The organism is Amycolatopsis sp. 3B14 (assembly GCF_050958625.1).
GTDB classification, from domain to species: Bacteria; Actinomycetota; Actinomycetes; order Mycobacteriales; family Pseudonocardiaceae; genus Amycolatopsis_E; species Amycolatopsis_E thermoflava.
Genome location: NZ_JBHZEN010000077.1, coordinates 19118 through 34003, shown reverse-complemented (window position 1 = coordinate 34003; position 14886 = coordinate 19118). Strand labels below are relative to the sequence as shown.

Sequence of the window (14886 nt, the reverse complement as noted above, 5' to 3'; positions counted from 1 at the left end):
CCGCCATGACCACCGAAACTCTCCGAAACAACACCAGAGTGTTCCAGACTGGTGTGGTGTTTCAGAGTTGCAGAGCGGATGCGTAGCAGCTTTGTGGGCAAGTCCTCGGCCTATTAGTACCAGTCCACTCAAAAACACATTACTGTGCGTCCATGTCTGGCCTATCAACCCAATCGTCTCTTGGGGGCCTTAACCCACAAAGGGGTGGGAGACCTCATCTAGGAACAGGCTTCCCGCTTAGATGCCTTCAGCGGTTATCCCTTCCGAACGTAGCTAACCAGCCATGCCACTGGCGTGACAACTGGCATACCAGAGGTTCGTCCGTCCCGGTCCTCTCGTACTAGGGACAGCCTTCCTCAAGTCTCCTACGCGCGCGGCGGATAGGGACCGAACTGTCTCACGACGTTCTAAACCCAGCTCGCGTGCCGCTTTAATGGGCGAACAGCCCAACCCTTGGGACCTACTCCGGCCCCAGGATGCGACGAGCCGACATCGAGGTGCCAAACCATGCCGTCGATATGGACTCTTGGGCAAGATCAGCCTGTTATCCCCGGGGTACCTTTTATCCGTTGAGCGACATCCCTTCCACCAGGAGATGCCGGATCACTAGTCCCTGCTTTCGCACCTGCTCGACCCGTCAGTCTCACAGTCAAGCTCCCTTGTGCACTTACACTCAACACCTGATTGCCAACCAGGCTGAGGGAACCTTTGGGCGCCTCCGTTACCTTTTAGGAGGCAACCGCCCCAGTTAAACTACCCACCAGGCACTGTCCCTGAACCCGATCAGGGCCCTAGGTTAGATTCCCAATCCGACCAGAGTGGTATTTCAACAACGACTCCACGAGAACTAGCGTCCCCGCTTCACAGTCTCCCACCTATCCTACACAAGCCGAACCGAAAACCAATACCAAGCTATAGTAAAGGTCCCGGGGTCTTTCCGTCCTGCCGCGCGTAACGAGCATCTTTACTCGTAGTGCAATTTCACCGGGCCTGTGGTTGAGACAGCCGGAAAGTCGTTACGCCATTCGTGCAGGTCGGAACTTACCCGACAAGGAATTTCGCTACCTTAGGATGGTTATAGTTACCACCGCCGTTTACTGGCGCTTAAATTCTCAGCTTCGCCCCGAAGAGCTAACCGGTCCTCTTAACGTTCCAGCACCGGGCAGGCGTCAGTCCATATACCTCGTCTTACGACTTCGCATGGACCTGTGTTTTTAGTAAACAGTCGCTTTCCGCTGGTCTCTGCGGCCAACTCACCCTAGCCCGCGAAGGGCTTCAAGTGCTTTGGCCCCCCTTCTCCCGAAGTTACGGGGGCATTTTGCCGAGTTCCTTAACCACAGTTCACCCGACCGCCTTAGTATTCTCTACCTGACCACCTGTGTCGGTTTGGGGTACGGGCCGCACATGTTCTCGCTAGAGGCTTTTCTCGGCAGCAGAGGATCACCCTACTTCGCCTCAACGGCTACGCATCACGTCTCACCCTACACGGGACACGGATTTGCCTATGTCCCAGGCTACACGCTTACACCAGTACAACCACTCACTGGCGGAGCTACCTTCCTGCGTCACCCCATCGCTTGACTACTACACACTCAGGTCCCGCGCGTCCCCGCTCAACTCCGAAGAGCCTCACAGTTCAGGGCGGTTAGTATCATGCGCCTCGTCATGGGCGAACATACGCGGGTACGGGAATATCAACCCGTTGTCCATCGACTACGCCTGTCGGCCTCGCCTTAGGTCCCGACTTACCCTGGGCAGATTAACTTGACCCAGGAACCCTTGGTCATCCGGCGGCAGAGTTTCTCACTCTGCATTCGCTACTCATGCCTGCATTCTCACTCCCACACCCTCCACGACTCGCTTCCACGGCCGCTTCCCTGGATGCAGGACGCTCCCCTACCCAACAACACCACTACACACAACCCCCGAAGGGCTGAGCGGATGTATTGTGTTATTGACACGGCTTCGGCGGTGTACTTCAGCCCCGCTACATTATCGGCGCAGGACCACTTGACCAGTGAGCTATTACGCACTCTTTCAAGGGTGGCTGCTTCTAAGCCAACCTCCTGGTTGTCTAAGCGACCCCACATCCTTTCCCACTAAGCACACACTTAGGGGCCTTAGCCGGTGTTCTGGGCTGTTTCCCTCTCGACGACGAAGCTTATCCCCCGCCGTCTCACTGCCGCACTCTCACGTGATGGTATTCGGAGTTTGGTTGACTTCGGTAACCCGGTAAGGCCCCTAGGCCATCCAGTAGCTCTACCCCCACCACGAAACATGCGACGCTGCACCTAAATGCATTTCGGGGAGAACCAGCTATCACGGAGTTTGATTGGCCTTTCACCCCTACCCACAACTCATCCCCCAGGTTTTCAACCCTGGTGGGTTCGGCCCTCCACGAGGTCTTACCCTCGCTTCAGCCTGGCCATGGGTAGATCACTCCGCTTCGGGTCTAGACCACGCGACTGGAACGCCCTATTCAGACTCGCTTTCGCTACGGCTACCCCACACGGGTTAACCTCGCCACGCAGCACTAACTCGCAGGCTCATTCTTCAAAAGGCACGCCATCACAAAACAAACGCTTGCTCTGACGGCTTGTAGGCACACGGTTTCAGGTACTCTTTCACTCCCCTCCCGGGGTACTTTTCATCTTTCCCTCACGGTACTCGTCCGCTATCGGTCACCAGGAAGTATTTAGGCTTACCGAGTGGTCCCGGCAGATTCACAGCAAATTCCACGAGCTCGCTGCTACTCGGGAACACCACCACACCACACCAACACAGCTTTCGCGTACGGGACTCTCACCCACTCCGGTCCACCATCCCAGGCGGTTCCACTAACTGCGCGGCATCATGCCAGGAGTGTCAGCTCCTGGAAGGCAGGTCCCACAACCCCGCACACACAACCCCTGACAGGTATCACATGCGCACGGTTTAGCCTCCTCCGCTTTCGCTCGCCACTACTCACGGAATCACTAGTGTTTTCTCTTCCTACGGGTACTGAGATGTTTCACTTCCCCGCGTTCCCTCCACATACCCTATATATTCAGGTATGGGTAACACCTCATAACAGGTGCTGGGTTTCCCCATTCGGACACCCTCGGATCACAGCTCGGTTGACAGCTCCCCGAGGCTTATCGCAGCCTCCCACGTCCTTCATCGGCTCCTGATGCCAAGACATCCACCATGTGCCCTTAACAACTTGACCACAAAGATGCTCGCATCCACTCTGCAATTCTCAAACACCACACCCAGAAACAACACACCGTGTTGCCTCAGGACCCAACAGCGTATCGATCAGCACCCACCACCCGAGATCTCCAGCGCCCGTTCCACGCCAGCCGAAGCCGGCAGTACTAGACACACCCTTGATCCAAGTGATGAGCATCAGCCAGCCGTCCACAATTCCTTGAGCGTCCAGACAGTGCCACAGTCGGACACTGAGCCTGGCCACTCCACACCCCGAAGAGTGTGGAAGTGAGTTGCTCCTTAGAAAGGAGGTGATCCAGCCGCACCTTCCGGTACGGCTACCTTGTTACGACTTCGTCCCAATCGCCAGTCCCACCTTCGACCACTCCCTCCCCGCAAGCGGGGTTGGGCCATGGGCTTCGGGTGTTACCGACTTTCATGACGTGACGGGCGGTGTGTACAAGGCCCGGGAACGTATTCACCGCAGCGTTGCTGATCTGCGATTACTAGCGACTCCGACTTCACGCAGTCGAGTTGCAGACTGCGATCCGAACTGAGACCGGCTTTAAGGGATTCGCTCCACCTCACGGTATCGCAGCCCTCTGTACCAGCCATTGTAGCATGTGTGAAGCCCTGGACATAAGGGGCATGATGACTTGACGTCATCCCCACCTTCCTCCGAGTTGACCCCGGCAGTCTCCCGCGAGTCCCCGCCATTACGCGCTGGCAACACAGGACAAGGGTTGCGCTCGTTGCGGGACTTAACCCAACATCTCACGACACGAGCTGACGACAGCCATGCACCACCTGCACACCGGCCACAAGGGGGCCGACATCTCTGCCGGTTTCCAGTGCATGTCAAGCCCAGGTAAGGTTCTTCGCGTTGCATCGAATTAATCCACATGCTCCGCCGCTTGTGCGGGCCCCCGTCAATTCCTTTGAGTTTTAGCCTTGCGGCCGTACTCCCCAGGCGGGGCGCTTAATGCGTTAGCTACGGCACGGACAACGTGGAAGTCGCCCACACCTAGCGCCCAACGTTTACAGCGTGGACTACCAGGGTATCTAATCCTGTTCGCTCCCCACGCTTTCGCTCCTCAGCGTCAGTATCGGCCCAGAGACCCGCCTTCGCCACCGGTGTTCCTCCTGATATCTGCGCATTTCACCGCTACACCAGGAATTCCAGTCTCCCCTACCGAACTCAAGCCTGCCCGTATCCACTGCAGGTCCGGAGTTAAGCCCCGGATTTTCACAGCAGACGCGACAAGCCGCCTACGAGCTCTTTACGCCCAATAATTCCGGACAACGCTTGCACCCTACGTATTACCGCGGCTGCTGGCACGTAGTTAGCCGGTGCTTCTTCTCCAGGTACCGTCACTTACGCTTCGTCCCTGGCGAAAGAGGTTTACAACCCGAAGGCCGTCATCCCTCACGCGGCGTCGCTGCATCAGGCTTCCGCCCATTGTGCAATATTCCCCACTGCTGCCTCCCGTAGGAGTCTGGGCCGTGTCTCAGTCCCAGTGTGGCCGGTCACCCTCTCAGGCCGGCTACCCGTCGTCGCCTTGGTAGGCCACTACCCCACCAACAAGCTGATAGGCCGCGGGCCCATCCTGTACCGCCGAAACTTTCCACCCTACACCATGCGGCGCAAGGTCATATTCGGTATTAGACCCCGTTTCCAGGGCTTATCCCAAAGTACAGGGCAGGTTACCCACGTGTTACTCACCCGTTCGCCACTCATCCACACCCGAAGGTGCTTCAGCGTTCGACTTGCATGTGTTAAGCACGCCGCCAGCGTTCGTCCTGAGCCAGGATCAAACTCTCCAACAATGTCAGAAAATCAAACCCGGCTATTCTCATAGCCTCAAAGGAACCCACAAAGGGTTCTAGCTAATCAACTGGCTTTAGCTCATCAATACACTGTTGAGTTCTCAAACAACACGTTTTGTTGTGTCACCCGACGACCCCACCAGCGCGCGAAGTCTCGCGACTCCAATTTCGCTGTGGTTTCGTCCGGCGGCGGTCACCCACTCTACCACCATCGGTGGGAGCTTGGTTCGTGACCCCCCGCCTGGATCCCGTTCCCTTGGGGCTTTTCTTCCCCGCCGGCCCGGTCTCCCTGGCGACGAAGAGAAGATTACATGCCCCGAAATGGGGCTCGAACAGGGGGGTCCCTTAACGGTAAAAGCGCTGATCAAGTGCCCTTTGGGCCCGGAATGGCGCTCCGACGGCCGCACCACGGCGCGACCGGGCGGTTGTCCGGAGGCCGCTCGGGCGAAATGGTGCTGGTCCCCGACCACGGCCGGCGGGTCATCCGCCACACCGCCGAGCCCGGCAGCCCGGCCAGGAGGCGTTGCGGCTGCTCGGCACCCCCGGCGCGGTTGCACCGGCGGACCGGCCACGGCACGCTCGTCAGGCGTGCCCACCTTGCTGATCGTGCACCACACGCCCTCGCCGAACCTGCAGGCCATGTTCGAAGCTGTCGTCGCAGGCGCGACCACCGACGAGATCGAAGGGGTCACCGTCGTGCGGCGGGCGGCTCTCGCGGCCACCGCCACCGACGTGCTCGACGCGGACGGCTACCTGCTCGGCACCACGGCCAACCTCGGGTACATGTCGGGTGCGCTCAAGCACTTCTTCGACCAGGTCTACTACCCGTGCCTGGACTCGACGCGTGGCCGCCCGTTCGGGTGTTACGTGCACGGCGGCAGTGACGTCTCCGGGACGGTCCGCGCCATCGAGTCGATCACCACCGGTCTCGGGTGGGAGAAGGCGGCGGAGATCGTCACCGTCACTGGCGAACCGTCGAAGGCGGACCTCGAACGCTGCTGGGAGCTGGGCGCGACGGTCGCTGCGGGACTAATGGAATAACCGCGTTACGTAACGCTGTTACGATTGTCGTGGAACGCTCCCAGGGAGGAAGCTCGCGATGATCGTCCTGTCCGGTCCCACCCAGCTGTTCACCGTGATCGCGCTGGTCTCACTGCCGACGGTGATGTTCGGCGGTTACTCGCTGCTCGGCCTGCTGCGCAAGCGCAAGCTCACCGACGAGCAGCGGGCGTACTTCCGCGCCGGGCACGCGCACGCCGGTGTGCTGCTCGTGCTGGCGCTGATCGCCCTGCAACTCGTCGCCGCCGGCGGGCTCGGCGCGGCCGGGCAGTGGGTGGTCTGCCTCCTGCTGCTGGTCGGGATCCTCGCGCAGTCCGGCGGGATGTTCCTCAACCTGCTGCCGGGCCGGAAGCCGCTCGCGCACGGCGTCACCGTCAGCGGCGCGGTGCTGCTCGCCGCCGCGATGATCACGACGGCGGTCGGTGTGGCGGTGGCCTGATCAGGCCACCTGCCTCACTTGCCGACGTTGCGGGCCAGTGCCGCCGGGTAGCGCTCCCCCGCCACGGCCTCGGCCGGAACGGCCGCCTCGATGCTCCGGATGTCCGCTTCGGACAGTTCGAGCGCGGCCGCGGCCACGTTCTCCTCCAGGTACTTCCGGCGCTTCGTGCCCGGGATGGGGACGACGTCCGCGCCCCGGCTCTGCACCCAGGCCAGCGCCAGCTGACCGGCGGTCACGCCCTTCTCCGCCGCCAGCTTCCGCAGCGCCTCGACGATGCGCAGGTTGCGGTCCAGGTTGCCCTCGGCGAAACGCGGCAGGTTGCGGCGCATGTCGTCGGACGGCAGCTCGTCCACCTTGGTGATGCTGCCGGTCAGGAACCCGCGGCCGAGCGGCGAGAACGGCACGATCCCGATGCCCAGCTCGCGGCACGCCGGCACCACCTCGTCCTCGATCCCGCGGGTCCACAAGCTCCATTCGCTCTGCAACGCCGTCACCGGGTGCACGGCGTGCGCCCTGCGGATCGTCTCCGCGGACGCCTCGGAGATGCCCAGGTGGCGGACCTTGCCCTCGGCGACCAGCTCGGACAGCGCGCCCCAGGTCTCCTCGACCGGAACGGCCGGGTCGACCCGGTGCTGGTAGTAGAGGTCGATGTGGTCGACGCCGAGACGGCGCAGCGAGTCCTCGGCGCACTGGCGGACGTAGGCGGCGTCACCGCGCACCTGCTGCCCCTCGGCGGCGAGGACGATGCCGAACTTCGTGGCCAGCACGACCTGGTCCCGCTTGCCCGCGATCGCGCGGCCGACCAGCTCCTCGTTGGCCCCCTGGCCGTACACGTCCGCGGTGTCCAGCAGCGTCACGCCCAGCTCCAGCGCGCGGTGGATCGTCGCGATCGACTCCGCGTCGTCGTCGCGCACCCCGTAGGCCTGGCTCATGCCCATGCAGCCGAGACCCTGCGCGCCGACCTCCAGCTCGCCCAGCTTCCTGGTGCCGATCACGCGGAGATCTCCTCCCGGACCACGCCGGCCGCGCCCGGGACGCGGGCGCAGATGCGGTCGTAGTTCTCGATCTTGTAGTTCAGGACGTCCATGCAGGCCTGGAGTTCGGCGATGCGCTCGGCGACCGACCGGCGCTGTTCGAGCAGGATCGCGCGGCGGCGGCCGGCGCTGGCGTCACCGGCGGCGCGCAGCTGCGCGTACTCCCGCATCATCTTGATCGGCATGCCCGTGGTGCGGAGCTTGGTGAGGAACTCCAGCCACGCGAGGTCGGCGTCGGAGTAGGCCCGCCTGCCCGCGGTGTCCCTGGCGGGCGGGTCGAGGAGTTTGATGCGCTCGTAGTAGCGGAGGGTGTCGATCGACAGCCCGCTGCGACGTGCGGCTTCCGCTATCGAGTAGCTCATGCTGCCGACACTACGACCTGGAGTGCACTCCAGGTCAACTCCGGAACGAGGGGAACGATAACGGTGTCGCGATAGCCTGGGGGCATGCCGCGACCCCGGACCCACGACGAAGCACTCCGGCTGAAACTGCTCGACCGGGCCGGGGAACTGCTGTCGGCGGACGGGCCGAAGGCGCTCAGTCTGCGCAAGCTCGCCGCCGACGTGGGCACCTCGACCACCGCGGTGTACTCGCTGTTCGGCGGCAAACCCGAGCTGGTCAACGCCGTCTACCTGGAGGGGTTCCGGCGCTTCGGGGCGCGGTTGCGGGGCATCTCGCGCTCCGGCGACCCGGTGGAGGACTTCGTGCGGCTCGGGCTCGCCTACCGGGAGAGCGCGCTGGCCGACCCCCACCTGTACTCGATCATGTTCACCAAGGCCCTGCCCGGGTTCGAGCCCGGCGCGGAGGCGACGCGGACCGCGCGGGACTCGCTCGCGCCGCTGGTCGACACCGTGCGCGCGGCGATCTCCGCCGGCGTGTTCCGGGCGGTCGCGCCCGAGGTGATCGCGGTCAGCGCGTGGGGCATCGTGCACGGGCTGGTGTCACTGGAGCTGAACGGGAACCTGCCGCGGGACTTCGACGTGGCCGCCTCCTACGAGACGGCGCTTCGCGCTCACGCCGACGGCTGGCGCTCGACCCAGGTCCGGGAGTAGCGACGTTGCCGTTCCAGTCAGCGGGCACCGTATTGACGGTCACCGGCGTCGCCGAGTCCGGGAACGATGAAGCCGGAGTCGTTGAGCCGTTCGTCGATACTCGCGGTGACCACGCGGACCGGCAGGCCGCTGTCCTCCAGGTGCTTGATCCCCTCCGGCGCGGCGAGTGCGCAGATCGCGGTGACGTCGGTGGCGCCGCGGCCGGTCAGCAGCCGGATCGTGTACTCCATCGAGCCGCCGGTGGCGAGCATCGGGTCGAGGACGAACACCGGGCGGTCGGACAGGTCGTCGGGCAGCGACTCCATGTACGGGGTCGGCTGGAGGGTCTCCTCGTCGCGCGCCAGGCCGACGAAACCCATCTGCGCCTCAGGGATCAGCTTGTGCGCCTGGTCGGCCATGCCCAGCCCGGCGCGCAGGACGGGCACCAGCAGCGGCGGGTTCGCGAGGCGGTACGCGTCGGTGCGGGCGACCGGCGTGTGGATGCGCTCGGTGCGCACCGGCGCCTCGCGGGTGGCCTCGTAGATCAGCATGACGGTCAGCTCGTGCAGGGCCGCCCGGAAGGCCGCGCTGTCCGTGCGGGCGTCACGCATGGTCGACAGCCTGGCCTTGGCCAGCGGGTGATCGACGACAAGCACGTCCATGGAGCGTCACGGTAGCCGACAACGGGGGTGGTCCGGATGCGCACCGTGGTCGCGGCGCTGGGAATCGGCAGCGGACCTGGGTAGCACGCCGGAACAGTCTCCGGAAGGTGACCCGGAAGCAGGCGGACCCCGATAGGCTCGCGCGGTGGAACAGCCTGGGACCCCCGAGCGCCCGCCGATGCGGGCCTCCGACGCGGACCGGGAACGGGTCGCGCAGATCCTGCACAACGCGCTCGCCGAGGGGCGGATCACCGTGCAGGAACTGGAAGAGCGGCTCGACACCGTGTACGCCGCCAAGACGCTCGCCGAACTGGAGCCGCCGGTCGCGGACCTGCCGGGGGTGTCATCGGCCGCCGTGCAGCCCGCCGCGCCGCGTGCGCTCACCCCGGACGACCGGATCGGCGGGGTGCCCGGCTCGAAGGCCTCCGTCGCCGTCATGTCCGGCGTCAACCGCAAAGGCCCGTGGACCGTGCCGCCGGAGCACACCAGCGTCGCGTTCTGGGGCGGCGTCGAGATGGACCTGCGCAGCGCCCGGTTCAGCGAACGCCACACCACCATCACCGCCGTCGCGATCATGGGCGGCATCGACATCGTGGTGCCCGACGACATCATCGTCGAGGTCACCGGCGTCGGTTTCATGGGCGCGTTCGAGAGCCAGGACCGCGGCGGCGCGTCCACGCAGCCCCCGCCGCCGGGCGCGCCGGTCGTCAAGGTCACCGGGCTCGCGTTCTGGGGCGCGGTCACGGTCGTGCGCAAGCCGCGGAAGGGCCAGGGGCAGATCGAGGGCTGACTTAGACGATGCTCGTCGCGTTCGACAAGCGGCGGCGCCCCGGATACCCGGGACGATCTCCTGCAGATCGGCGAAACCTCGCTGCACAACACCACCTACGACTACCTGGAGACCCTGCCGACGGATCCGGCCGCGCGTCCGGGACGGCGCTGCTCGCCGGCGGGCTCGTCGACCGGGCGGGGCCGCACCCGTAGCCCCGCCCGCAGGCCGCACCTCCTCCGGGCGCGGAGGAGGTGCGGCCATTCCCGCGGCAGCCCAGCTAGCCTGGGCGGGTGAGCGCACCCACCCTGCCGGCCGCTCTCGCCGACGCCACCCGCGACGACGCGAGCCTCCGGCGCTTCCTGCACGGCCTGCCCGGTGTGGACCAGGTCGGGGTCGAAGCCCGGGCCACCGCCCTGGCCACCCGCAGCATCAAGAAGTCCAGCAAGCTCTGGGCCATCGACACCGCGATCTCGATGGTCGACCTCACCACGCTCGAGGGCGCCGACACGCACGGCAAGGTCCGCGCGCTGACCGCGAAGGCGCGGCGTCCCGACCCGGAGCGGCCGGACACGCCGCAGGTCGCCGCGGTGTGCGTGTACCCGGACCTCGTCGCGACGGCCGTCGACGGGCTCAAGGGCACCGGCATCGGCGTCGCGAGCGTCGCCACGGCCTTCCCGTCGGGGCGGTCGTCCCGGCAGGTGAAGCTCGCCGACGTGGCGCTGGCCGTGGAGTCCGGCGCGACCGAGGTCGACATGGTGATCGACCGGGGCGCGTTCCTCGAAGGCCGCTACGGCGAGGTGTTCGAGGAGATCCAGGCCGTCAAGGCCGCCTGTGGCGACGCGCACCTGAAGGTCATCCTGGAGACCGGCGAGCTGGTCACCTACGACAACGTGCGCCGCGCCTCCTGGCTGGCCCTGCTGGCGGGCGGCGACTTCATCAAGACCTCCACCGGCAAGGTCTCCCCCGCCGCGACGCTGCCCGTCACGCACGTGATGCTGCAGGCCGTCCGCGACTGGTTCACCACCACCGGCGAGCTGCGCGGTGTCAAGCCGGCCGGCGGCATCCGCACCACCAAGGACGCGATCAAGTACCTCGTCGCCGTGCACGAGGTCGCGGGCGAGCAGTGGCTCACGCCGGAGCTGTTCCGCTTCGGCGCGTCCAGCCTGCTCAACGACCTGCTGCTGCAGCGGCGCACCCAGCACGACGGCCACTACAGCGGCCCCGACTACGTGGCGGTGGACTGATGCCTGCCTTCGAGTACGCGCCCGCGCCCGAGTCGCGCGACCTGGCGAACCTCAAGCCCAGCTACCGGCCGTTCATCGACGGCGAGTTCGTCGACGGCGGCGGCGAGCCTCTCAAGACCGTCAACCCGGCCACCGAGGAGGTCCTCGCCGAAGTCTCGACCGCGAGCGCCGCCGACATCGACACCGCGGTGAAGGCCGCGCGCAAGGCGTTCGAGAAGACGTGGGGCCCGATGCCGGGCAGCGAGCGCGCGAAGTACCTGTTCCGCATCGCGCGGCTGATCCAGGAACGCTCGCGTGAGCTGGCTGTGCTGGAGACGCTGGACAACGGCAAGCCGATCAAGGAGTCCCGCGACTCGGACCTGCCGCTGGTCGCGGCGCACTTCTTCTACCACGCGGGCTGGGCCGACAAGCTCGACTACGCCGGCTACGGGCCGGACCCGAAGCCGCTGGGCGTCGCCGGGCAGATCATCCCGTGGAACTTCCCGCTGCTGATGCTGGCGTGGAAGATCGCGCCCGCGCTGGCCACCGGCAACACCGTGGTGCTCAAGCCGGCCGAGACGACCCCGCTCACGGCGCTGGTGTTCGGCGAGATCTGCCAGCAGGCCGGTCTGCCGCCGGGGGTGGTGAACATCCTGCCGGGCGCCGGGGACGTCGGCGCGCGGCTGGTCGAGCACCCGGGCATCGACAAGATCGCGTTCACCGGCTCGACCGAGGTCGGCAAGCTCATCCAGCGCCAGGTCGCGGGCACGCCCAAGCGGCTCACGCTGGAGCTGGGCGGGAAGGCCGCGAACGTGGTCTTCGACGACGCGCCGCTGGACCAGGCCGTCGAGGGCATCGTCAACGGCATCTTCTTCAACCAGGGCCACGTGTGCTGCGCCGGTTCCCGGCTGCTCGCGCAGGAGTCCGTCGCCGAGGAGCTGCTGGACAAGCTGCGGCACCGGATCTCGACGCTGCGGCTGGGCGACCCGCTGGACAAGAACACCGACGTCGGCGCGATCAACTCGGCCGAGCAGCTGACCAGGATCCGCGAGCTGGCCGACTCCGGCGAGGCCGAAGGCGCGCAGCGGTGGACCAGCCCGTGCCCGGTGCCCGACCGCGGGTTCTTCTTCGCGCCCACCGTGTTCTCCGGCGTGCACCAGTCGATGCGGATCGCGCGCGAGGAGATCTTCGGTCCGGTGCTGTCGGTGCTCACGTTCCGCACGCCGGACGAGGCGGTCGCGAAGGCCAACAACACGCCCTACGGGCTGTCCGCCGGAATCTGGAGCGAGAAGGGCTCGCGGATCCTGTGGACGGCGAACCGGCTGCGCGCCGGGGTGGTCTGGGCCAACACGTTCAACCGCTTCGACCCGGCGGCGCCGTTCGGTGGCTATCAGGAGTCGGGCTTCGGCCGCGAGGGTGGCCGCACCGGTCTGGAGGGGTACCTCAGTGTCTGAGCGCGTGACCGTCGCGAAGACGTACAAGCTGTTCATCGGCGGCAAGTTCCCGCGCTCGGAGTCCGGCCGGGTGTACCCGGTGACCGACAGCAAGGGCAACTTCCTCGCCAACGCCGCGCACGCCTCGCGCAAGGACGTGCGGGACGCGGTGGTGGCCGCGCGCAAGGCGTTCCCCGGCTGGTCGGGTGCGACCGCCTACAACCGCGGGCAGGTGTTGTACCGGGTCGCGGAGGTGCTGGAGGGGCGCCGCGACCAGTTCGTCGCCGAGGTGGGGGCCGCCGAGGGGTTGTCCGGGCGGCGCGCCGAGGCGGTCGTGGACGCCGCGATCGACCGCTGGGTCTGGTACGCGGGGTGGACGGACAAGGTGGCGAGCGTGCTGGGCGCGGCGAACCCGGTCGCCGGGCCGTACTTCTCGTTCACCGTGCCGGAGCCGACCGGGGTGGTCGGGATCCTCGCGCCGCAGAAGTCGTCACTGCTCGGGCTGGTGAGCGTGCTGGCGCCGGCCCTGGCGACCGGCTGCACGGCGGTCGTGGTGAGCAGCGCGGAGCGGCCGCTGCCCGCGATCACGCTGTCCGAGGTGCTGGCGACGTCCGACCTGCCGGGCGGGGTGGCCAACATCCTCACCGGGCGCGCCGCGGAGCTCGGCCCGTGGCTGGCCTCGCACGGCGACGTGAATGCGCTGGACCCGACGGGCGCGGAGGACCGCGCGGAACTGGCGCGCGAGGCGGCCGGGACGGTGAAGCGCGTGCTGGCCGTGCCCGCGGAGGAGCCGGACTGGACGCAGCGCCCGGACATCGCCCGGCTGCGGCGCTACCTGGAGGCGAAGACCGTCTGGCACCCGATGGGTGTTTAGCGGCGCGGCCGCGTGGCTGCCGGGCGGTCCGGCGGTCACGCGGCCGGACTAGCGGTCGCGGTGCCGGCCGCGGGGGCGCCAGTGGCGTCCCCGCGGGCTGGTGGCCGGGAAGTCCGGGTGGATCTCCGCGAACTCGGTGTCCGTGATGCCCATCAGCACCAGGTACTTGACGCCGTCGCGGGACAGTTCGGTGTCCCGGACGCGGCCCTCCTCGCGGAAGCCGAGCCCGGCGTGCATCGACAGCGACGCCACGTTGCCGCCGTAGATGCTGACCTCGCACTTCCGGTAGCCGCGCTCACCGAACATGAAGCGCAGCAACGTGATCACCGCGTCGCCCGCGTAACCGCAGCGCCGGTGCTGCGGCCCGATCCCGATGCCGTAGCTGAACCGGTCCGGGGAATCCGCCTCGGTGGCCGACAGCGAGCCCACCACGAGACCGCCGCGCAGGGTCTCGATCGCGAAGTGGAAGTCGGCTTCGGCGCGGTGCGCCGCCCAGTGCCGGTACTCCCCGACGCGGCGGGTATCCGCGGCCTCCCGGTCGAACCCGGCCAGCCTGCGCTGATCGGCCGGCGTGATCACCCGCAGCCGCACCTTCCGCCCGGCGCGCGCAGGCACGTCGGCCCAGACCGGGGCGCGGTAGCGCGCCAGGTCGAGACGGGGCGGAGGCATCACCATCGCGAGCACCATACCGGTACCCGTCAAGAAATCCGGAGGTCCTCGCCGGTGATCGGACGCCCCGGCAACGGGCTGCCGGAGCTCGACCGGAGCCCGTCCAGCATGATCGCCGCGGCGCGTTCGAAGGCCAGCAGCGCGGGGTCGTCCACCGCCGGCGGCTGGCGCAGCACCAGGGAAAACAGGATGGCGACGTCGCCGGTCCCGACGTCGGCGCGGATCGACCCCTCGGCCTGCGCCGCCTGCACGATCGCATCCAGCTCGGCCATCAGCGCGTCGCGGGACGCGGCGGTTTCCGGGTCGCCCTTGAGGATTTCCCGTGCCCGCTCGGAAACCAGCGCGAGCTGGACGCTGGCCTGCAGCTGGTGCGACCGCCCGACCACGCGCACCAGTGCGTCGAACGCCGACGGTTCCTCGGCCGCCGCTTCCCGCGCGTCGGCGAGGACCTGCGCGAAGCTCTCCCGCGCGACGGCCCGGATCAGCGCCTCCCGGTCGGGGAAGCGCCGGTAGAGCGTGCCGACGCCGACTCCCGCGGCGCGTGCGATCTCCTCCATCGGCACGTCCGGTCCCGCTGCGGCGAACACCTGGCGGGCGGCGGCGACGATCTGGTCGCGGTTGCGCTGGGCGTCCGCGCGCAGCCGCGTTTCCGAAGCCGTCATGTCGTTCCTCTC

The 14886-nt window shown here is 66.7% G+C and carries 12 protein-coding genes and 2 rRNA genes; 7 read left to right on the top strand and 7 right to left on the bottom strand.

The features are described 5' to 3' along the window. Positions 1–93: 93 nt before the first annotated feature. A 23S ribosomal RNA gene (locus tag ACCP09_RS35390) occupies positions 94–3208 on the bottom strand. Between the two features lie 285 nt (positions 3209–3493). After that, positions 3494–5016 (bottom strand): 16S ribosomal RNA (locus ACCP09_RS35385). Together the 16S and 23S rRNA genes form the textbook arrangement of a ribosomal RNA operon. A gap of 588 nt (positions 5017–5604) precedes the next feature. Here ACCP09_RS35385 and ACCP09_RS35380 point away from each other — a divergent pair. Both ACCP09_RS35380 and ACCP09_RS35375 read left to right on the top strand, forming a co-directional pair. Next, positions 5605–6057: a flavodoxin family protein gene (locus ACCP09_RS35380; protein WP_378337004.1), complete on the top strand. Its 453-nt coding sequence runs from the start codon at positions 5605–5607 to the stop codon at positions 6055–6057. A 67-nt stretch (positions 6058–6124) separates the two neighbouring features. Further along, on the top strand, positions 6125–6514 hold the full coding sequence (locus ACCP09_RS35375; protein ID WP_027932497.1) for a hypothetical protein: 390 nt from the start codon (positions 6125–6127) through the stop codon (positions 6512–6514). 14 nt (positions 6515–6528) lie between these two features. Here the strand turns inward: ACCP09_RS35375 and ACCP09_RS35370 are convergent, their stop codons facing one another. Together ACCP09_RS35370 and ACCP09_RS35365 are read right to left on the bottom strand one after the other, a co-directional pair. Further along, positions 6529–7509: an aldo/keto reductase gene (locus tag ACCP09_RS35370; protein WP_433753167.1), complete on the bottom strand. Its 981-nt coding sequence runs from the start codon at positions 7507–7509 to the stop codon at positions 6529–6531. Then, positions 7506–7910, bottom strand: coding sequence for a MerR family transcriptional regulator (locus tag ACCP09_RS35365; RefSeq protein ID WP_123683909.1), 405 nt, complete (start codon positions 7908–7910; stop codon positions 7506–7508). Before ACCP09_RS35365 ends, ACCP09_RS35370 begins: the two co-directional genes overlap by 4 nt. An 84-nt stretch (positions 7911–7994) precedes the next feature. On the opposite strand from ACCP09_RS35365, the gene ACCP09_RS35360 reads away from it, so the two are divergent. Further along, positions 7995–8600: a TetR/AcrR family transcriptional regulator gene (locus ACCP09_RS35360; protein WP_027932500.1), complete on the top strand. Its 606-nt coding sequence runs from the start codon at positions 7995–7997 to the stop codon at positions 8598–8600. A 17-nt stretch (positions 8601–8617) separates the two neighbouring features. Here ACCP09_RS35360 and upp read toward each other — a convergent pair whose 3' ends face one another. Next, positions 8618–9241 (bottom strand): uracil phosphoribosyltransferase, encoded by a 624-nt coding sequence (upp, locus tag ACCP09_RS35355; protein ID WP_027932501.1) that lies wholly within the window; start codon positions 9239–9241, stop codon positions 8618–8620. Between the two features lie 178 nt (positions 9242–9419). Here upp and ACCP09_RS35350 point away from each other — a divergent pair, with 178 nt between their 5' ends. The 4 genes from ACCP09_RS35350 to ACCP09_RS35335 all read left to right on the top strand — a co-directional run bounded on the left by ACCP09_RS35350 (position 9420) and on the right by ACCP09_RS35335 (position 13543). Continuing rightward, complete coding sequence (locus ACCP09_RS35350; protein WP_027932502.1) at positions 9420–10031, top strand: DUF1707 SHOCT-like domain-containing protein; 612 nt, start codon at positions 9420–9422, stop codon at positions 10029–10031. Between the two features lie 272 nt (positions 10032–10303). Next, positions 10304–11257, top strand: a complete 954-nt coding sequence (gene deoC, locus ACCP09_RS35345) for a deoxyribose-phosphate aldolase (protein ID WP_027932503.1) — start codon at positions 10304–10306, stop codon at positions 11255–11257. Beyond that, positions 11257–12690, top strand: coding sequence for an aldehyde dehydrogenase family protein (locus tag ACCP09_RS35340; RefSeq protein WP_027932504.1), 1434 nt, complete (start codon positions 11257–11259; stop codon positions 12688–12690). Before deoC ends, ACCP09_RS35340 begins: the two co-directional genes overlap by 1 nt. Next, positions 12683–13543, top strand: a complete 861-nt coding sequence (locus ACCP09_RS35335; RefSeq protein ID WP_123683912.1) for an aldehyde dehydrogenase family protein — start codon at positions 12683–12685, stop codon at positions 13541–13543. The genes ACCP09_RS35340 and ACCP09_RS35335 overlap by 8 nt, the downstream gene beginning before the upstream one ends. A 48-nt stretch (positions 13544–13591) precedes the next feature. Here the strand turns inward: ACCP09_RS35335 and ACCP09_RS35330 are convergent, their stop codons facing one another. Together ACCP09_RS35330 and ACCP09_RS35325 are read right to left on the bottom strand one after the other, a co-directional pair. Continuing rightward, on the bottom strand, positions 13592–14230 hold the full coding sequence (locus tag ACCP09_RS35330) for a GNAT family N-acetyltransferase (RefSeq protein WP_037322664.1): 639 nt from the start codon (positions 14228–14230) through the stop codon (positions 13592–13594). A gap of 11 nt (positions 14231–14241) precedes the next feature. Further along, entirely contained in the window at positions 14242–14874 is a 633-nt protein-coding gene (locus tag ACCP09_RS35325; protein WP_433753164.1) for a TetR/AcrR family transcriptional regulator, read from the bottom strand. Between the last annotated feature and the right edge of the window lie 12 nt (positions 14875–14886).

Excerpts from the sequence above, each read along its gene's own strand:
- ACCP09_RS35365 (WP_123683909.1), bottom strand. The coding sequence starts at position 7,910 with ATGAGCTACTCGATAGCGGAAGCCGCACGTCGCAGCGGGCTGTCGATC.
- ACCP09_RS35360 (WP_027932500.1), top strand. The coding sequence starts at position 7,995 with ATGCCGCGACCCCGGACCCACGACGAAGCACTCCGGCTGAAACTGCTC.
- upp (WP_027932501.1), bottom strand. The coding sequence starts at position 9,241 with ATGGACGTGCTTGTCGTCGATCACCCGCTGGCCAAGGCCAGGCTGTCG.
- ACCP09_RS35350 (WP_027932502.1), top strand. The coding sequence starts at position 9,420 with ATGCGGGCCTCCGACGCGGACCGGGAACGGGTCGCGCAGATCCTGCAC.
- ACCP09_RS35340 (WP_027932504.1), top strand. The coding sequence starts at position 11,257 with ATGCCTGCCTTCGAGTACGCGCCCGCGCCCGAGTCGCGCGACCTGGCG.
- ACCP09_RS35330 (WP_037322664.1), bottom strand. The coding sequence starts at position 14,230 with ATGGTGCTCGCGATGGTGATGCCTCCGCCCCGTCTCGACCTGGCGCGC.
- ACCP09_RS35325 (WP_433753164.1), bottom strand. The coding sequence starts at position 14,874 with ATGACGGCTTCGGAAACGCGGCTGCGCGCGGACGCCCAGCGCAACCGC.